Origin of the sequence: Sphingomonas pituitosa NBRC 102491 (assembly GCF_001598435.1) — a bacterium.
Classification (GTDB): domain Bacteria; phylum Pseudomonadota; class Alphaproteobacteria; order Sphingomonadales; family Sphingomonadaceae; genus Sphingomonas; species Sphingomonas pituitosa.
In genome coordinates, this window is record NZ_BCYY01000010.1 from 94,195 (window position 1) to 113,378 (window position 19,184).

Here is a 19,184-nt window from a genome sequence, read left to right on the forward strand (position 1 = left end):
TCCTGCTGGCGATCACGCGGGGAAGGGGACGGGGACTAACAGCGCGTCGTCGATCGGCTCGACGTCGCGCAGCTCCACCATCGGCGTCTTTTCGACCCGCTCCGCGCCGATCGGATCGAGATAGACATAAAGGTGGTCGGCAAAAACAGGGCTGCACAAGCGCCACACGACGCCCCTGCGCCCGACGCGGCGCTCAAAGCGGCCATCGTAGGACACGGACGATCCGGCGATGCGGACGCGCTGCCCGACGCGCAGCCAGTTCGCGGCCGATCGGATCAGCGCCGCCTTTTCGTCCTCGCTCAAGCCGCGTCGGCCGATCCCGAACGTCGCGTTGCGGTCGCGCGCGATCCGGGCCAGCTTTTCTTCCACCGGCTCAGGCTTCCAGTCGATGACTGGCCCGGGCGCGGCCTTGTGCATGTGCGTCACCGGCTTCCCGCCGAACAGGTCGGGCTGCACGCCGACGAGGCGGCGGTTGAACATCGCCTTGTGATAGTCGCGCCGCCATTGCGCCTCAGCGGTCAGCGGCTTCGCGGTCGGGCCGTCGCGCATGATCGCGATCAGCTCGTTAAACTCCTCCTCGCTCACGGTGGCGACGCTCGGGTCATAGACCAGTCGCGCCGCCACGCCCCGGCCCTCCCCTGGGCCGGGGTCGTGGGGCGCGGTCACGCCGCTTCCTCCAGCTCGGCCGCCGTCTCGACGGCCATGCGGCTCAACAGCCAATCGGAGGCATCCTGTGCGAGCCGTGCGGCGGTGAAGATGCACCGCTTGTCGTTGCGGAGGGCTTGAAGCCAATTTGCCAGATAGGCGGCATGGTCCTCGCGGTCGTGGAGCTTGATGCCGATGGTGGCGCTGACGAACGCGGCCCCAAGCTCGGCGACAAGTTCCTCGCGGGCGTAGTCCTCGCGCTTCGTGGAAATTAGGGAGGGACGGGCTAGGCGGTCGACGTGTCCCGTCGCGTGGCAAAGCTCGTGCGCTAGGGTCGAATAATAATCGTCGCTGGTGTGGAAGTCGGTAAACTCCGGCATGACGACATGATCGCCGCTCGGCTGATAGTAGGGCTGCGAACCGAAATGCTTGAGCGTGACGGGCACGCGGGCAAAGAGCGCGTCCAGTTCGGCGTCGCGCTGGTCGGGATTGGTCGCGGTGATGATCGGCGCGGGAGCCGGATATTTCGCCTCGATGCCGTCGATCTGCTCGGCATTGAAGACGGTGTAACGCTTGAGGAACGCCACCTGACGCTTGCCGTCCTCGCCCCGCTCTCCGCCCCCCTGTGATTTGCTGTCGGCGTCCACCTCGATCTTGTTGGCATAGACGACGGTTGATCCCTTCTCGCCCTTGCGGACGCAACCGCCGAGCGCGAGCGCCTGCTTGAAGGTCAGCCAATGCGGGGAGGCATAGCCCTTCGTCATCGCCGCAACCCAAAGCGACAGGACGTTGATGCCGCGATAAGGAACGCCCGTCGAGCGAAGCGGGATGTTCGGCGCGGTGCTGCTGTTCCACGATTTCGACCAAGGCCGGGTGCCCGCCTCGATCATGGCAATCATCTGATCGGTAATTTCCTGATAGATGTCGGCGCGGTTTTCGGTGATCCGTCCCATGAGATTTTCCTTTCCTTTGAGGCTGAAAGCCGGTCGCAACAGCAACCGGCTCTGCCTTTCCGGCGAGGAACGGGATGGGGAGGGAGAGCGAGAATCTGCCGCTGGCGCGGGCGAGCCGCCCTAGCGTGGCCGGCGCCCTGCAGGGCGTCGGGCGCCACGCTTGGCGGATTACACGGGCGGTCGATTGTTGTTCGGGAACGAAAGGGCAGCCGCCCTTGGTGTTCCCCGCGACCGGGGGCGTCCGGGGGACGGCTCTGGGTCGCCGCGAAGTCACCTCGCGCCGATCGGCGCGGCAATGTTAGCAACCAGTGCTTCCAGCTCGATCGCAGCACGATCGGCGCGGTCCCGGCTCCAATCGGTGCGGTGCTGGCGGTGGAACCCGCCTTCCATGAAGAACGGATGCGCGTCGTCGATCAGCCGCTCGATTGCAGTCTGTAGCGCGAGCCCTTCGGCCCGCGCGGTGTCAGCGGCGCGGCGCAGGTCATGACCGATGCGGCGGTTGGCGGCGTCGGAGTAGCCGCGGGAGGCGAGATAGCTTTTCAGCGCCAGCTCCAGCGCGATGGCGAGGCGATGGTATCGGTCCTGCAGTCGGTCATGATAGGCGTCCTCCGGCGTGGCCCGAAGGAACCCGCGCGCGTTCGCCGCCAGCGTCCGCGCTAAGGCTAGGTCAGGCTGTGCCACGTGGCACACCTGACTGCCCTCGGTCACAGCCACCGCCCCCGAAGGCTCGCGTCGAACTCGACGGCGAGGGTGACGGCACCCGCGATCAACGCGGCGAGCGCGAACAGCGCGAGCCGCGCCGGGATGCTGGGGCGCGGTCTGCCGGTGTCGGTAATGGCGATGGCGGCCCCGATTCCGAGCGCGAGGATCAGCGCCGGCCCCAGCTCGTAGAGAATCAGGCCGGGGAGGCGGTTGGGGAGCAGGTAGGGGAAATTGCGTATGACGCGACCGGTCAGGACGGCGCCGGTGACGAGGGACAGTGCCATGCCCCAACGGCCGATCAGGACAGCGGCGGGAGAACCGCGCTCAAGCATTGGAGCGGTTTCCCGCACAAGCTACGCCCGCCCGGGAGGGCGGCCCGCTGTGGCCTAGTTCGATCGTCACCCGCATGGGCGGAAACCCGGTGACGGGGTTCCGTGAAGCGGCGCAGCGCGCCGCGGAGTAGAGCACGGGCCGAAGGCAGGCCCGGCTTACTGCTTGATCGTCCCTACGTTGCATCCCTGCGGCACCTGTGCCCTGCGAACAGCAAGTTGACGCATCGCCTCATAGTCGACGCCCCAAAGTCCTGCCCTTCTCGCTGCGGCTTTCTGCATCAAATCGACATAGGCTCCACCTGAAAACACCCGGTAATCGACGGCATAGCCCTGAGCGACCATTGTAGCTCCGACACTCGCTTTATTCGCGGGAAAGCGACATGCTAGATTCAAGCGTCCGTAACTCTTCGGATCGGTCCGGCACTGGTTCTCTCGACGAAGCGCGTAGTCGAACATCGACACGGAACAATCCATCCCTCCGTCTCGCGTCGCCAACCCCCGCAACACGTCTGTCGACATGGCTTTGAGCTGTGGCAAGTCATCGTCGGGCGCGTCGATCCCGACGACACGCACCCGCCCGTTGGCAAAATCGACGGTATCCCCATCGATGATTCTCGGCGTCGTCGATGAAAGCCGCGTTTTCGAGACGTCGATCAACGACTGCTTGTTCTGTGAAATTGCGTAGCTCGCGACGATCAGGAACGTCGCGCCCATCGTCCATCGCTGGAACCGCGTCGCTCCCGGAAACAGCTTCATAGCGAACGGATCTCGCGCAAGAGGGGGTGACTACACGAAAGTGACGTATCTGCACGCTAAGGGCGAACAAATCCGGTACGATGCCAGCAGATGCTATTCGCAGGCTTTCCTGCCCCTTTTATGTGGTGCCGCCCTACGGGCGCCGATATGGGAGGGCGGCAATCCGATTGACCAACGATCGAGGTAGAACCCTGCTCGCCAAATATGTGAGCTGGTTGCCCATCCCCGGTATGGCGAAGGATTGCCGATAAACCAGAACGTGGACTGCATGGGCCGCGCACCGGTCAACGTCCATCAAACCCAACCTCCCCCACTTCAAATCGCTGAGGGCAGCCATGTCTGTGTCGATTCCACCGGGTGCAAAAGACCCAACACTCACTCCCGTCCCGGCAAGCTCCACGGAAAGCGCTCGCATGAGGGTGCTCACATAGGCTTTCGACGCGCCGTAGACCGCTTGGAAGGGCACGGATGTTTCGCCCGCCAGGCTCGACACGGCGATTACTGAGGATTCAAACGGCTGCTCCCTGAAAATCGCAATCAGGCGAGCCAGCAAATCCGTGAAACCGAGTATGTTTGTTTCAATTACCTCGGCATAAGTGTCGGCACGGCCTGCATCAAATGAACCAACGCTCGTCATTCCGGCAACCAACAAAGCGGCTGTTACTTGCAATTCTGCAACCTTAGCCGCGATTTTCTCCCTGCCCTCGATTTCACGTTGATCAGCCACTATAATCTCGCACGGCACATTGAACCGCTCGTCAATTTCGGTCTGTAGCTCCCGCAAGTTGTCGTGGACTTGCCCCGGAAAAGTGGAGAGTTCCCTTGAGGTGAAAGGCGAACTCGATGACGAAGCAGCGACGTTTCACGAAGGAATTCGAGGAGGAAGCGGTCCGACTGGTGGCGACCAGTGGACGCACGCAACGGGAGATAGCGGAGGATCTGGGTGTCGGGCTATCGACGCTGGTGCGCTGGATCGGCCGCAGCCGGGATCGTTTGGTGGAGGCACCCGGTCAAGCGCCGCAGGCAGATATGGCTGCCGAGTTGAAGCGGCTTCGGCGGGAGAACGAGATCCTCCGGCAGGAGCGTGACATACTGAAGCGGGCGACCGCTTTTTTCGCCCGGGAGGGAAGTCGATGAAGTTCACGCTCATCGATCGGGCGAGAAAGGATTTCCCGGTCCACCGCCTCTGCCAGGTACTCGGCGTCAGCCAGAGCGGCTATTTCGCCTGGAAGGATCGCCCGGCCAGTCGGCGCCAGCGCGACGACATGGTGATGCTGGCGCATGTCCGCTCGGGGTTCGCGCTGTCGAACGGCACGTACGGCAGTCCACGCATGACGCGCGAGTTGCAGGATGATGGCTTTGCCATCGGGCGGCGTCGCACGGCGCGGCTGATGCGCGAGAACGGCCTGCGCGCCCGGCAGAAGCGCCGGTTCAAACGGACGACCGACAGCGAACACGCCTGGCCGATCGCGCCGAACATCATCGACCAGGATTTCACCGTGACCGCGCCCAACCAGAAGTGGGGCGTCGACATCTCGTATGTCTGGACCAGAGAGGGGTGGCTCTATCTGGCCGTGGTCATCGACCTGTTCTCCCGTCGCGTCGTCGGCTGGGCTGTCGGCGACCGGCTGCACCGCGATCTCGCGCTGGCGGCGCTGCGCAAGGCCCTCGTCCTGCGGCGTCCGCCCCAAGGGCTCATTCATCATTCGGACCGCGGCAGCCAATATGGCGTCACCTCAAGGTTTGTTCGCCAGACAACGATTTCTCGGACATAAGCGGAACATGGGCTACGCTACACGCTTCAACCGCGCCATTGGCTCGTTGAGTGGGTGGAATTCACCTGCTGGAAGTCGCCTGGCCTGCTCCCAGAGGTAATCGCCGGTCAGACTGATGTGCGCCCAGCCCATCGGAGAAAGGTGCGCAAGCAGTGCCGCATCGAACGTCGTGCCGACAGCGTTGAGGTGCTGGGCGGCCCGGTCGAGATAGACCGTGTTCCAGTAGGAAATCGCCGCAATCAGCAGGTTCAGCCCAGATGCGCGAAATTCCTGATTTTCCAGCGAGCGATCGGTGAACCGACCCTGCCGGTTGGTATAGATGGCGGCGGCAAGCGTGTGCCTCGCCTCGCCTTTGTTGAGACCGGCCTGACAGGCACGTCGCAGTTCCGGTTGTTCAAGCCAATCGAGCGTGAACAAAGTGCGCTCGATACGGCCCAGTTCAGCCAATGCAAAATCCAGCCTGTTCTGGCGTTTGTAGGCGGCAAGTTTTCGCAAGATTACTGACGGCGCCACCGTGCCATCCTTGATTGAGGCGACAATCCTGACGATGTCATCCCAATCGGCCTCGATCGCTGCCGTTTTGATGGTGCGGCCCATCAGATTTTCGATGCCCTTGTATGTCGATGGCGCAGCGATCGAACCCAGCTTGCGGTCGCCAATATCGCGCAGCCGGGGCGCGAAGCGGAACCCGAGTAGGTGGCAGAGTGCGAAAACATGATCGGTGGCGCCGCCGGTATCGGTATAGTGCTCATGCAACGGAAGGTTGCCGGCGCCCAGGACAAGCCCGTCGAGCACGTAAGGCGCTTCACCTGCCGTCGCGGACATGATCCGTGATCCGAATGATGCGAAGTGATCGGAAAGGTGAGAATAGATTTTCACGCCAGGTTCGGCGCCATATTTGGCATTGACGTCCGCCGCCCCTGAACGGCTCCGCCCCGACCGGAAGAACTGGCCATCGGACGACGAACTGGTGCCAGCGCCCCAATGCCGCGCGAAGGGTAATTCGTGATGGGCTGAGATGATCATGGCCAGCGCGGCCTGATAGTTCTCGGGTGAAAGATACCAGTTGTGCGTCCATGCGAGTTGGGCATAGCTGACGCCTTCGCTGGCATTGGCCATCCGCTCCAGCCCGAGGTTGGTGCCATCAGCCAGAATTGCGGCGAGTACCGTGCTGGGGTTGTCGTGCTCCTTGCCTGAGCGCAGGTCACGGAATGCGTTCAAAAAACCAGTGCGTTCGGCGACTTCAAGCAGCAGCTCGGTGATGCGCACGCGGGGAAGCAGGGTATCGAGCTTGCGATCGAGGGCTTCAGCTTCCGGTGGGGTGACAGGCGGCATTTGCTGAAGCTTGAGCCGGTCTCGTTCGAGCGACACTCCCTCAAGCTTGTTTGTTTTCAACTGCTTGGCAAATCGGCGCAGCCGCCAGTCAAGATTTCGTGCCCGGTCAGCGAGGTAGGATGCAGCATTTGAATCGAACGGAAGCACATCCGCCACTTTGGCGGCGTCGCGCCGACCCAGCAAATAGGCATCGAAGCGCTGATAGTTGCGGGTTCCCTCGATCCATACATCACCGGCGCGCAAACGATCACGCAAGGTTGCCATGATCGCAATTTCATAACGTCGGCGGTCGATACGGCCGCTTTCGGTGATGAGACGCTTCCACTGCCGATTGGGGAATGGCAGTGGAACGCCATCGGGAAGGTCGCGCGACTTTCGTGTGTTCGCATCGCGAATGACATCGATGGCTTTGATCAGTGCCGTCCCTGTTCCAGACGCCTTGAAGGTGAAGGCGTCCAGAAATGCCGGGCTGAAACGCCGTAGCGTGGCGTAACGCTCGGTTGCCGTTACCAGTGCGTCCTCGCCGGCAAGATCAGCAAGGGCATCTACTTGGGCCTTTGCCGCAACAAGCCGGTGCCAGCCCACCGCTTCGTCAATCAATTCGAGCGGATCGCCGCCATTCTGGACAGCCTCATCAAGTGCTGTAATCGTGGCGCCAAACAGCCGCATGAGTTGCCCCACCGACTGAATACTATCTTGGTAGCGACGCTCGCGCCCACGCCGCGCGCGCGTGAACATGCCGCCGATAAGTCGGTCAAACATTTGGATCGCGGCATCGGCAAGTCTGGCCTCAAGGTCGATCACTGCGGCCGTCAACGTCGCCCGCCTGCGATTGACGCTGTAATCCGAAAGCAGGAATGCCGGTGCCACGCCGCCCTCGCGGACAAATTGGGCAAAGCGGAATTCCGGAATGGCGCCCCCAACTACCGGGTGGATACCTATGCCGCGAACATAGCGCAGGCGCTCAAGCAAGCCATTGATATTGGCCGCAGTCGGGGCTTCTTCGAAATTACGCAACCACGCCAGCGGTGTCATGCCGAAATCCGGGTTGTTGATTACGAGTTCGTCTAGCCGTGTCAGTTCAGCAGAGCTGAGGCCTTCGACGATTGCGGCTGCGGCAGCTTTGCGTGCGCGTGCCCGGCCAGCAAGACCGGCGCGTTCCAGTGTGTCGCCTGACGGAAGAATGAACCGCTCACCCTTCAGGCCAACCATGAGGGCGCGAACAATCGGTTCACCTCTGTCTGTATACTCGGCGGCTTGCGCGGCAAGATTCAGGGCAAGTGCCAGGTCGCCGCGTCGAAACGGGCGTATGCCAAGATAACGCGCCACGAGATCGGCATGATCGGTACGGGTTTGCGCGCGCTGACCATATGCAGAGAAGGAGGAAGGATCGACGAATAACTGTGCCGCGAGGTACTGAAGAATGACGTCGGGAAGCCCGATCTCGGGTTGCAGACCAAAGCCGGGATGTCGCATCAAAGCGATTTGTGCAGCCAGACCGAGGCGATTTGCTGGACCATAGCGGCGCCCAACCAATTCAACATCTTCCGCAGAAAGGGTATAATGCCCAATGATCGCGGTTTCTTGGACAGGAGGATCGAACAGGCGCCGGCGCTCGTCTCCGGTCAGAAGTCGGCGTCGTGCCATTTTGCTCTCCCGCTGAGGCGAATAACAAAATTGACACCAAAGCGGCTTGCACTGGAGGGAGGCCATTCGTTGCCGGTTGATCCCCGAGCAATCACCCGGCGCAGCAAGACAGTTTGGCGACATCCTTATCAAACGTTTGGGCCGCCAGTTTGAGGCCTTCCACAGTGGTCAGGTAAGGAAATATCGTTGCACCCAATTCCAGGGTGGTCATGCCGTGTTTGATCGCCAGCACCAGTGTCTGGATCGAATCCGCGCCTTCGGGTGCCATGATCTGGCCGCCCAGCAAACGGTCGTTCGCCTTGTCGGCAATCAGTTTGATGAGACCCCGCGTATCGCGTGCTGCCAGTGCCCTTGGCACAGCATCGAGCGGGAGCAGCGAAACCTTGATGTCCAGGCCTTGCGCCCGTGCTGTCGTTTCAGTGAGGCCGGCGCTGGCGACTTGCGGGTCGGTGAAGACGACGGATGGCATGGAGGAATTGTCGTAGCGGTATTGGTTGCCCGTCACCGCGTTGCGCGCGGCCAGTTTTGCGCCATAGGCGGCCATGTAGACGAACTGGTCCCGTCCCGTTACATCGCCCGCCGCGTAAATGCCTGGAACCGACGTTTCGAGGTGGTCATCGACGACGATTCCACCATTACGGGCAAGCACTATGCCGCGCTCCTCCAGCCCAAGCCCGTCGCTATTGGGTCGGCGTCCGGTGGCGATGAGCACCTGTTCCGCCGCGACGGTGTCACAATGCCCCTCGCAGGTCAATTCGACCCCGCTCTGTGTTTGGGCGATACGCTGATAGCCGACACCTGCGCAAACCCGCACGCCCTCGGCTTCCAAATAGTTTTTCAGCGCGGCACTCACTTCCGGGTCCATTTCGGGGAGCAGGCGGCTTCGGCAGCAGATGGTGACATCAACGCCCAGACGCGAAAACATCTGTCCCAGTTCTACCCCGATCACCCCGCCACCGATCACCAGCAGCGATTTGGGCAAGCGATCCAGCGCCAGCGCCGATGTGCTGGTTAGGTAGGGCACGCTGTCCATCCCCGGAATCGGCGGCACGGCGGCGTGCGCACCCATCGCCAATATGACCTTGCCGACCTTCATGGGCGCATCGCCGACAATCAGCGCACCATCGGCAAAGCGTGCCTTGCCCTCGATATAGCTCACACCGTCATAGGCGGGCAGCAGATCGACATATTTTTTTTGGCGCAGCGTCGTGACAAGATCGTCCTTCGACGCCGCCAATACGGACCAGTCATCCATCTGGACAGCGCCCCCAAGGCCGGGAAAGCGCGCGGCGGCAAGCCCACCATGCACCGCTTCGGCGGCGCGGATCAGCGTCTTGGAAGGAACGCAGCCAACATTGACACAGGTGCCGCCAATCGTGCCGTGACCGACGAGCGCCACTTTCGCGCCCAGATCGGCAGCGGCGATCGCGGCGGAGTACCCGGCAGAACCCGCGCCGATGACGGCCACGTCAAATCCTTCCTGCCCGGGGCGGTTGCAACAGTCGTTCATTGCTTATCGCTTTCTTGAGGCGCTGGCGGCGCCCCGCTCAGTTTTGAATAGCGCGCGCCGGATAACCCGCGTTGGTTGATGCAGCGGCAATCGCAGCAGCATTGGTGCGGCGCGGGTTATAGGTTGCGCGCGCGGTCTTGGCTGCGAAATCGACCGTGACCGCCGTTACCCCGGCGACGCCTTCCATCGCCTTCTTCACGGTGATCGGGCAGGTGGCGCAGGTCATGTTCTCTATGGCAAAGGTGGTTTGCTTCTGAGCGGTTGCGGTAGCCGCGGGGCGATCTTGCGCCGTGCCACTAACTGCATAGGCGACCCCGCCGCCAGCCATAGCCAGCACGGCCATAGCGATACATACTGTCTTTTTCATGGGTATTTCCTTTCAATAGAACCAGGGTGCCCACCAGTCGATGGTGAGCGCCAGGATGGCGACGGCAAGGCCCAGCCACAGCACCGCCTTGGTGGTCCAAGCCGATTGTGGACGAGCGCAGTAGGAACCGTCTTCACAGGGCGGTTTCGGCTTGAAATAGACATGCCAGAAGCCGTAGCCGAGCAGCGCGAGCGTTACGCCTGCGACATAGGGCTTGTAAGGTTCGAGCGCCGTCAGGTTGGCGATCCACGCGCCGGAAATTCCGAGCATAACCAACAGTAGCGGGACGACGCAGCAAGCCGAGGCGAGCCCCGCGCCGATCAATGCGCCCGCCGCAACCCAGTTTGCCTGCTTCGGCTCGTGGTTTTCGGTGAGGGCTGGCTGTCCCGCTTCCGGCGTTGAGACCATGGCTTGAATCCCTTGTTCCAACTGAGTGATTCGCAGTGTAGGCTCTGTAGCCACTACAGACTCAAGAGGTATTTTCATGGAGCAACAGGTCGGCATCTTGCGTGCCCAGCTTGCCCGGAAAACAGGCTGCAATCTCGAAACCATCCGCTATTACGAGAAGGTGGGATTGCTGCCGGGGCCGCCTCGCAGTTCCAACGGCTACCGCGTCTATTCGCCGGAACTGGTGCAAAGGTTGCAGTTCATCCTGCGCGCGCGCGACCTTGGCTATGCAATGGATGAGATACGGTCATTGTTGTCGCTCACCGATACCGGTGCACAAACCTGCGCGGAGGTTATGGCGAGAACCGAACTCCACCTTGAAGATGTCCGCCGCCGCATTGCAGATTTGCAGAAGATAGAGGTGACGCTGGCGACCACGTTAGCCAGATGCACTGGAGATGACGTTGCCGAATGTCCCATCCTGGAAGCACTCCAGTTTTTACCCCATCAAGGCAATTGACGCCATCTTTGAGGGATTTGATTTTGTGATGTCAGCTTGGAGTATAGCCTAACCGGACGTCAGGGCGCTACCGCGGTTTCTGTCAGATTAGGGTACTAAACGGAATTTGTTGACGAATGTCGTTGCGTATCATAGATTTCAACCTGACATTTTGATGGAGAGAGTGCGCAGTGAAGGGGCAACGGATCGGCTATGTCCGGGTCAGCACGTTCGATCAGAATGTGGATCGCCAATTGGAAGGTCAGTCGCTCGATCGGACCTTCACCGACAAGGCATCGGGCAAGGACGTCAACCGCCCCCAGCTTGAGGCTCTGCTCACTTTCGCCCGCGAAGGCGATACCGTCGTCGTCCACAGCATGGATCGGTTGGCCCGCAATCTGGATGACCTGCGCAAGCTGGTCCAGGGCCTCACCAAGCGAGGTATCCGGATCGAGTTTGAGAAGGAAAGCCTGTCCTTCTCGGGGGAGGACTCCCCGATGGCCAATCTGATGCTCTCGGTCATGGGTGCGTTTGCTGAGTTCGAGCGCGCCCTGATCCGCGAACGGCAACGCGAAGGCATTGCGATCGCTCGGCAGCGCGGCGCCTATCGGGGGCGGAAACGGTCGCTCTCGGATGAGATGATTGCCGATCTGCACCGCCGCGTTGCCGCCGGTGAACGCAAGGCGACCATCGCGCGCGACATGGGCATCAGCCGCGAAACCCTCTACCAGTACCTTCGCGCCGCTGCCTGACACCAATGTTCACATTATGTCCGGAAAATCGTTGTTCAGCGTACAAAGCTTGAGGTGACGCCTGGGAAGCGATCAAGCGTTCGAACAAGTTCGGTGGCTACGATCAGAAGTTCTCCGAATATCTGATGACCGTTGTGGGGACGATCGTAGTCAACACGGCGGCTACGGGCACCGGCAAACCTGCGATCAGCTACTTCGGCCCCGGTGAGGACGCCGTGGTGACCGCCTTGCTCGACGGCACCGATGGGGGCGGGCCGAAGGTCTACGTTCTAGCGTGTGACACCGAGGATAAGTGCCTCAACCCAACCCAAGCGGAGCTGAATCTACCGAAGTCGGATGCGCTGCGGCAGCGCGTGAGGAATATGATTGCCTCGATGAACACCAAGATCCGCTCGGATCAGGCGCTCGACACCGCGGAGATCCAGCTCCTCAACATGTCGCCCCTGCCCCTCTACAAGATCCTTGCTGTCCAAGCCTTCGCCCATGCCAGGCTCGACCCGTCCTCCGAAGATGCCCTGGCTGAGATCGTCGCGGTGAGCCTCCTCTCCGCCATGATCGATAATATGCTGGATCGCGTGACGCAGGCGCAGGTCTATTTCCAACCGGCGGATCAATCCACGGCGGAAACCTGGCGACAGCAGCTTCGTGAAGCTCGGGCGAAGTACGAGCAGCGCGAGTTCAAGATCAAGGACACGGTGCAGATGACCGAGATGATCATCAACCGCTCCGTGATGCTCGAGTCCACTCTTCAGAACACGCTTTCCCCGGGCATGGCCGCCGCGCTCAACTTCTCGCGCGGCCTCAACGCCCAGGGCCTCAAATAGGATCGGAAGGCACGCCATGCTCGAGGTGTTCACGATCGGCGGCGGCGAGTACATCGTCAACGTCTTCAATGCGGTAGCGGCTTGGACCGGCGGTGGCGGTTACAAGTCGCTGATCAAGGTCGTGATGGTGATCGGCCTGATCTACTCGCTCATGGCTGTCGCCTTCTCGATGAACGTTCGGGCATGGCTCAACTGGTTCCTGACCGCCACAGGCATCTACCTCTGCCTCATGGTGCCGACCGTCCAAATTAAGGTTACGGACCGGATCAACCCCTCCCTCGCGCCGGCAACGGTTGCCAACGTGCCGCTCGGGCTCGGCGTGATGGCCAGCTTCACAAGTCAGGTGGGCGACTATCTCACGCGGACGGCCGAGACGGTGTTCACGATGCCGTCCCAGCTAAACTATTCCACCAACGGCATGATTTATGGCGCGCGGCTGTTCGATGCGACGCGCAATTTCCAGATCCGCGATGCTGAGTTCGCGACCAACCTGCAGCAGCACTTTAAGCAGTGCGTCTTCGGCGACATCATGCTGCATCACAAATCGCTCACTGACCTTGCCAACTCAAAGGACCTTTGGGCGGATCTCGGCCCGGGTTCGGAGGCGCGCGGCCAATCCTGGCTTGAGCGCGACCCCAGCGGCGGTGGCGTAGATTCGGCGATCGTCACCTGCCAGCAGGCATATGAGATGCTTAGCGCCCGGTGGCAGCCGCTTATCGAGGCGCACGCAGGCCTTTGGGGCAAGGAAGCCTACCCTCGCCTCTCGACCGCGCTCGCAGCTCAGAAGCTTAAGGAGGACGTGCCGATCACCAACACGGCCTTTACGAACGCCAGCTCGGACTATACCGGCACGATGCGGCAGATGACGGCCATCAACGCCTTCATGCAAGCACGCGATGCGATGGCCGGTGGCACTGGATCAGCTGCGATCGACACCTTCGCGACGACACGCGCGGACATCCAGGCCCGTAACACGTACAACTCGATCGCCTATCAGGCGATGAGCTGGGTTCCGATCCTGAATATCGTGCTGACAGTGGTGTTTTACGCCATGTTCCCGGTGATCTTCCCGCTCTTTCTGTTGCCCCAAACCGGTGTCGGGTCGCTCCGCGGCTACGCGACAGGCTTCTTCTATCTGGCATCCTGGGGGCCGCTCTACGTCATCCTCCACATGATTTGCATGACCAAGGGCGAGTACGCTGCCCAGGGCGTCGCAGAGGGCGGCGTCACGCTGAGCACCTTCGCCGGGATCGGCGCGGTGAACGCTGAGACCGCGACGATCGCCGGGTTCCTGGTGATGAGCGTGCCGTTCATGGCTGGTGCGCTCGCCAAGGGTGCCATGAGCGTCTCGACGCAGGCTACATCCATGCTCGCGCCGGCGCAGAACGCGGCCGAGGCATCCGCCCTCGAGCAGACCACAGGCAATTACGCCTACGGCAACGTCAGCTACGCCAACTCGACTTCAAACATGCGTCAGAGCAACCAGTGGTCTGACGCGCAGACCTATAGCACGGGCGCTTTTTCCCAATCGGTCAGGGGGACCAGCGGTGTTGGCTTCACGACCTTCGCTGACGGGAACCAGGTGATAGACGCTACTCCGTCCATCAGCAGGCTGCCTTTTGCCCCTCAAGAGACCATCGCCTCGACCGCCACTCAATCGCGTCAGGCGGCGACATCCTATCGCATTGCCGACGGGTTTGAGCAGGCTAAGCGTGATGAAGTGTCTCATCTACACGCGCTCCGGAACAGCTCCAGCACCACACTAACCAATACCGTCGGCTTTGATTCAGCATCAGGCGTGACCAGCGGAACAAGTAACGATCTTCGGGCTCAACATAACCTGGCTGACCGTCAAACGGTGGACGACAAGGCCTCCGTTTCTGCCGGCGGGCGCCGGGGTAAGGACCAGACTGATAGTCGCACAGACGCTGACCAAATCTCTGGAGGCGTTCGAGCCAACGTTAGCGCCGACGCGTCGCTTGGCGCAGGTGGCGGCACCGGACTGAGCGGTAAGCTTGGCGCAGGCGTCACTGGAGATGTTGGTTGGAATCGCAGTCGCGTTACGGCGAAGGGGAAAACGGATACCTCCGGTACGTATGACTCCAATGATAAAACCACATCGATCGGCAACAGCATCACCGACGAGCAGTCAGTCACCGGCGCTTCTGGTGTGACCGACGGGACTTACAGTCGTCAGGGCCAGTTTGCCCAATCCTCTAGGTCTGATGCTCGAACCAAAGCTATCGAAGAGTCCCTTAGCAAAATTCAGGCATATTCTGAGTCCGCTCGGCACTACCGGGAGCTTGGTCGATCTCTCGAGCAAAACGTCAGCTACGCGCAATCCCACGGATTTGCCATGTCCCAGAACCTGTCGAACGAGTTGCAGGAATTCTATAGCCAGAAAGAAGCTCACCTCGCGGGAACGAACATCCTGCCGGCGCTTCATGCAACAAACCTCAGTGCAGCTCAGGAGCAGGCGCGAAACGCGGTTGTTCAAGAGTTCCTTTCCTCTCGAAGCAACCGGGTTGAGTCTGAACTTCAATCGGCCCTGAATGACCCCGCCCTAAAGGGTATTGATCTTCCAACACCGGGCAACGCCGGCGACATCTCTAAACTTTACCATGGCGGCGGTGTCGGGGGCGCAGCTCCGGTCTCGTCCCCGTCCGTAGGACAGCCAAATACGGCAATCGTGGACGAGGGCGCCCGTCTGCTTGGAGAGAAGCACCGCCGTGCATTAGCCGCGAAGGAGGATATCGCCAGCGGACGCCCGAACGGGCGGCCTACGGACTAATTCTGAAGCAGTGGGAGGGCCCCGAGGATGCCGATGGTCAACAGGAGAATTACCACTGGAATCGCCACCAAGCAGAAGGTGCGCCAGCCCACCTGCTTTGTCGGCGGTTCGGATCTGCTCTTATCCTCCCGCATCCACCCGTTGATGTCGGCTTGCCAGAATGGCAGGCCGCCAGCGGAAGGATCCGGATTCCAATGGATTGGCTGCTTTGGATCAATGCGCATTTTCGTCTCCGGATTCCATTTCTCATGAAGCTTCCGAAAACGCAACGTGCGGATCATAAACCGGTTCTTAGGCGGCTCTGACAATGGTCCATTTCTCTACCACGACGTCTTCACATCCCGGGTCTCTGGTCCACAGTGCCATCGCCGGCTTCTCGTGGTTTCTTGTAATTTGCCTAGGGCTTTTGCCCATAGCGGACCACCTGCTCGGCCGATCGTCGTCGTTGTACCTGCCTGGGTGCATCACGTTTTTCGTGGCCGTAGCTTCTGCCGGAGTGCTTCGAAAGCGACACCCCTGGGTGAAGCTCGTCCTGCACATTTATGGTCAAATCATGATTTGGCTGTCTATCAGCTGCATTGCGATCGCTGCGGTGCTGTTCGTAGCCCGGAGCTAAGTCATGTCGTTTTCGCAAATCCGCGGCAAGTGTTCTCCTGAGCAGCCTTGGGGCAACCATCTCGATCTCCGTCACGGAGAACCGTGCGCTCGCTGCGGGTGGATGGTCCCGGCTGAACCCATCTCTCGAGAGATCCAGCTCACCCTTCCTTTACATTTTCAGGTGAAAACAACGAACATGGAGTGATCAGGTATAGAACAGCCGCGGTACAAAATGCTTGGAATTCGGCTCGGTTGGATTCATAGAATTGCGATGCCGATCCGACCCGAAAACCGCTGGCTGTATCCCATTGATTGGCCCGAACTCTCTAAGCTGGTCAGATTCGGCCGAGCCCGTTCGCGCTGCGAGCACTGCTTGCGCCCTCACCTTGCCTGTGTGTCCCATCTCGGAGACGGGCGCTGGTATGACGAGCGGGCTCTTGTGTGGCGCAGCGGTTCGGGGCGCCCGATCGCGGCCCCTGAGGCAATAGAGCTTCCCAAGTGTGAGCGCACCCGCGTGGTTTTAGCTTGTGCACACCTCGATCACGACCCGACCAATAACAAACTGTCCAACCTGGCTGCGCTTTGCCAGCGCTGCCACATGATTCATGATGCCCGGGAGCACCGGCGGCAGCGGATAGCCAATGCCCGCCGCCGCCGTGCATGCAGAGATCTTTTTCAGAACGAAGGATTTGCTCTCTAGATCATGCTCGCTGACCGCTTCGTCTGACGGTGTCTAGCGTTACTTAGGCGCATTCGCTTGCCGCCGCTCTTCCGCCTCAGCGAAGTCGAGCAGCCGTGTCATCGCATCGCCCTTCGATAGCCGATGACGGTACGCGAAATCCTCGAAACGCTGCCGATCCTCAGGCCGTGCCCGCACATGAACCGCGTCAGTGAACGTAGCTTGCCTCGTTCGGGGAGCTCGGCGGGTCGTCTCTGCCGCCTTTTCAGACCTGAAGCCAAGCCCCTCCCCTGCTGATTTTGCCGCTGCGAGCTGCTGAGGGGTTGGCATCGGAGGGTCCAGGTCGTCGGCGAAGCTTGGGATGCTCCGCCGGGAGGTTCCTCCTGGCTTCTCCGTCATGCCTGCACGCCTTCCTTAAGCAGAGTGATCACATCGTCAGCAAAAGCGGTAGCGTTCTCACGCGCACTCTCCAGTGAACCAACATCAGCCGACGTCATTTCCGCGAGTGTGCCACCCATGCTGAAGAGACCGCGAAAGGCACCGCGCTCCGCAAGAGCGGTTGGAATCATCGGTATGCCAGCTTCCTTTAGGTTGGCGACGACAGCTTTTAGGTCGCGCGGCCACAGGCGCTTCGATGCAGGCGCGCGGGTGAGGACAGCGGCGAAGGGAAGCGCGCGCTCCCTAGCGGTGCCGGCATTTCGTACAACTTTGAAGGCGCGCGCCGCCTCTACAGCGTCCAGCTCAGAGCCTTGAATGGGAATAAGTGCTAGGTTCGACATCATGAGGGCGTTCGTGGCGCGCGCGCTTGCTTTCCCTTCCAGGTCTACGATCACGTAGTCGGCACGTTTACGTGCCTCGTCGATCGTCCCGATGATTTCGTCCTCATCCACTTCCGGAATCACCTCGATATTGCTGGGCCTGCCCTCTTTCCCTGCCCACCTCGCCAGAGGGAAGTTCGGGTCAGCGTCGATCATCACAACACTGCGGCCGCTTGACGCCAATTCGGCGGCTAGGATCAACGCGGTTGTTGTTTTCCCCACCCCACCCTTGGGGGATAGCATCGTGATCACGGGCATTTGCCACTCCAACGAACGTAGTTTTGAACCGTGCACTTGCGGAACATGTGATCGTTGTAGCCGCGGTTCACATGCGCGACAAGTGGGCACGTGCCACACGGCGGACGTGCGTCACGTGTGGAACATGATCACATGTTCACGGAGTGGCCTTTGCTCACATGCTCACTTGCGCACAACGTGTGCATGATCACTGGTGCACTCACGCTCCTGCATCCCGTGTGCACATGCTCACTTAGGTGCGAGGGTTAAACCTCTGCATAGGGCATCAGTTTGAATCGGCAGTAGCAGGACGCGTGAACATGTGCGCAGAGTGAACATGTGTGCAGAGTGCACATGTGCCTCATCCTCGCCTGTCCGCGTCCCACATATCGGCTGTCCCTTACTCGTAGCAGGTGACACAGCAAATGTTGGCCTGGCGGGCCTGTGCCGCTGGGCACCTAGCAGCGAGCTCGGGCCGTTAGCCGAAAAATGGAGTCCCATCCACATGTGAGCATGTCGCACATGTTCACCCGGTGAACATGTGCGTAAGGCGAACCGGGACTTAGCGCCCACCCCATGAACACATCGTCGCGCTTAGCCGGGCTGGCGGCGGATTCAGTGCGACTGGGTACAGCCGGCGATCGCGCGATTGAAGCGACGAGCGCTGGCTGTGCCCGGTGGAATCCGCGATCCCCTGCTAGTTGGGATAGTCTACGAACTAAGGCGAGGTAGCTGCCCGCTCGATTGCACAGGACGATCGTCCAGAGAGACCGCGCGGGTTTCTCAAAGGCCCCCGGCATGAGATTGCGAATGGGAGAAAGACGGCGGGGAAGGGGACGCAAGTTTCGAGAGGCAGGTGGCGACAGCTGCCATTCTCGAAAAGGAACGTGTGGTGAGCAAAAAGACCTAACGCGAGCGCCACATATGCGTGTAGATATCAGCGCTAATTGGCACGGTTCTGTCAGGGGTAAATGTCACCCTACATCCGCTTCGTCTGCCCTCTCACTCGCAGGAAAATGACGGTAAAAGGTTGAGAGGCCGACTTGTAGCACCTTCGCGACCTTGGCGGGCTTGTCTCCCGCCGCCAGGAGCTTGCGTGCCGTATCTACCTTGTCCGGCGTCAGCGCCGATTTCCGGCCACTACCGATACCACCCTTCTTCCGAGCCGCAGCCAAACCGGCGATCGTCCGCTCCTTTATCAACTCGCGCTCCATTTCGGCTACGGAGGCGAGAATATGGAACAGTAGCCGTCCCGAGGCCGTGGACGTGTCGAAACCGTCTGTGAGTGATCGAAAGTCGATCTTCCGTGCCGACAGGTCCGCAGCCAGCGTAATAAGGCCCTGGATCGAGCGGCCGAGGCGGTCGAGTTTCCAGACTACGATGCAATCGCCGGCACGCGCGAAGCGCAGGGCTTCCATCAGCCCCGGCCGATCAGCTTTCGCACCACTCGCCTTATCGGTGAACAGCTTTTCGCACCCGGCTTTGTTCAGGGCGTCGGTTTGCAGCGCCAAGTCCTGATCGGCCGTTGAAACGCGCGCATAGCCAATCAGCATCTTTCCCGTTTTCCCATCGAAATTG

At 60.8% G+C, this 19,184-nt stretch carries 17 protein-coding genes and 1 pseudogene; 5 read left to right on the plus strand and 13 right to left on the minus strand.

The window, feature by feature from the left end:
- Positions 1–12: 12 nt before the first annotated feature.
- The 6 genes from SPI01S_RS10500 to SPI01S_RS10525 form a co-directional block, all read right to left on the minus strand.
- Entirely contained in the window at positions 13–666 is a 654-nt protein-coding gene (locus SPI01S_RS10500; protein WP_066721923.1) for a hypothetical protein, read from the minus strand.
- Entirely contained in the window at positions 663–1,598 is a 936-nt protein-coding gene (locus tag SPI01S_RS10505) for an ArdC family protein (protein WP_066721925.1), read from the minus strand. The genes SPI01S_RS10500 and SPI01S_RS10505 overlap by 4 nt, the downstream gene beginning before the upstream one ends.
- Before the next feature lie 270 nt (positions 1,599–1,868).
- Entirely contained in the window at positions 1,869–2,279 is a 411-nt protein-coding gene (locus SPI01S_RS10510) for a hypothetical protein (RefSeq protein ID WP_157084640.1), read from the minus strand.
- 23 nt (positions 2,280–2,302) lie between these two features.
- Entirely contained in the window at positions 2,303–2,584 is a 282-nt protein-coding gene (locus tag SPI01S_RS10515; RefSeq protein WP_066721929.1) for a hypothetical protein, read from the minus strand.
- A 204-nt stretch (positions 2,585–2,788) separates the two neighbouring features.
- The gene (locus SPI01S_RS10520) at positions 2,789–3,388 is read right to left on the minus strand and encodes a thermonuclease family protein (protein WP_245653551.1); all 600 of its coding nucleotides are present in this window, start codon (positions 3,386–3,388) and stop codon (positions 2,789–2,791) included.
- Between the two features lie 133 nt (positions 3,389–3,521).
- On the minus strand, positions 3,522–4,172 hold the full coding sequence (locus SPI01S_RS10525; protein WP_260401587.1) for an SDR family NAD(P)-dependent oxidoreductase: 651 nt from the start codon (positions 4,170–4,172) through the stop codon (positions 3,522–3,524).
- Between the two features lie 59 nt (positions 4,173–4,231).
- Here SPI01S_RS10525 and SPI01S_RS10535 point away from each other — a divergent pair.
- A pseudogene (locus SPI01S_RS10535) lies at positions 4,232–5,115 on the plus strand (IS3 family transposase); the annotation flags it as partial.
- A 60-nt stretch (positions 5,116–5,175) separates the two neighbouring features.
- Here SPI01S_RS10535 and SPI01S_RS10540 read toward each other — a convergent pair.
- The 4 genes from SPI01S_RS10540 to SPI01S_RS10555 all read right to left on the minus strand — a co-directional run bounded on the left by SPI01S_RS10540 (position 5,176) and on the right by SPI01S_RS10555 (position 10,430).
- Positions 5,176–8,145 (minus strand): Tn3 family transposase, encoded by a 2,970-nt coding sequence (locus SPI01S_RS10540; protein WP_014072601.1) that lies wholly within the window; start codon positions 8,143–8,145, stop codon positions 5,176–5,178.
- A gap of 91 nt (positions 8,146–8,236) precedes the next feature.
- Positions 8,237–9,613 (minus strand): mercury(II) reductase, encoded by a 1,377-nt coding sequence (merA, locus tag SPI01S_RS10545; RefSeq protein ID WP_017503488.1) that lies wholly within the window; start codon positions 9,611–9,613, stop codon positions 8,237–8,239.
- Positions 9,614–9,692: 79 nt separating this feature from the next.
- Positions 9,693–10,022, minus strand: a complete 330-nt coding sequence (locus SPI01S_RS21780; RefSeq protein ID WP_004213249.1) for a heavy-metal-associated domain-containing protein — start codon at positions 10,020–10,022, stop codon at positions 9,693–9,695.
- 12 nt (positions 10,023–10,034) lie between these two features.
- Entirely contained in the window at positions 10,035–10,430 is a 396-nt protein-coding gene (locus SPI01S_RS10555) for a mercuric transporter MerT family protein (RefSeq protein WP_014072602.1), read from the minus strand.
- A 76-nt stretch (positions 10,431–10,506) separates the two neighbouring features.
- Between SPI01S_RS10555 and SPI01S_RS10560 the strand changes: the two genes are divergently transcribed.
- From SPI01S_RS10560 to SPI01S_RS10575, 4 genes are all read left to right on the plus strand, one after another.
- Complete coding sequence (locus SPI01S_RS10560) at positions 10,507–10,929, plus strand: MerR family transcriptional regulator (protein WP_014072603.1); 423 nt, start codon at positions 10,507–10,509, stop codon at positions 10,927–10,929.
- A 170-nt stretch (positions 10,930–11,099) separates the two neighbouring features.
- Complete coding sequence (locus SPI01S_RS10565; RefSeq protein ID WP_004213255.1) at positions 11,100–11,660, plus strand: recombinase family protein; 561 nt, start codon at positions 11,100–11,102, stop codon at positions 11,658–11,660.
- A 71-nt stretch (positions 11,661–11,731) separates the two neighbouring features.
- Positions 11,732–12,484 (plus strand): conjugal transfer protein TraH, encoded by a 753-nt coding sequence (locus SPI01S_RS10570; RefSeq protein WP_084253393.1) that lies wholly within the window; start codon positions 11,732–11,734, stop codon positions 12,482–12,484.
- 16 nt (positions 12,485–12,500) lie between these two features.
- Positions 12,501–15,275, plus strand: coding sequence for a conjugal transfer protein TraG N-terminal domain-containing protein (locus SPI01S_RS10575; protein ID WP_066721933.1), 2,775 nt, complete (start codon positions 12,501–12,503; stop codon positions 15,273–15,275).
- Here the strand turns inward: SPI01S_RS10575 and SPI01S_RS10580 are convergent.
- From SPI01S_RS10580 to SPI01S_RS10595, 3 genes are all read right to left on the minus strand, one after another.
- A complete protein-coding gene (locus tag SPI01S_RS10580; protein WP_066721935.1) occupies positions 15,272–15,556 on the minus strand; it encodes a hypothetical protein in 285 nt (94 codons plus the stop codon). The genes SPI01S_RS10575 and SPI01S_RS10580 overlap by 4 nt on opposite strands.
- Before the next feature lie 1,390 nt (positions 15,557–16,946).
- Entirely contained in the window at positions 16,947–17,627 is a 681-nt protein-coding gene (locus tag SPI01S_RS10590) for an AAA family ATPase (RefSeq protein WP_066721942.1), read from the minus strand.
- A 953-nt stretch (positions 17,628–18,580) separates the two neighbouring features.
- Positions 18,581–19,159, minus strand: coding sequence for a recombinase family protein (locus SPI01S_RS10595; RefSeq protein ID WP_066721943.1), 579 nt, complete (start codon positions 19,157–19,159; stop codon positions 18,581–18,583).
- Positions 19,160–19,184 lie beyond the last annotated feature (25 nt).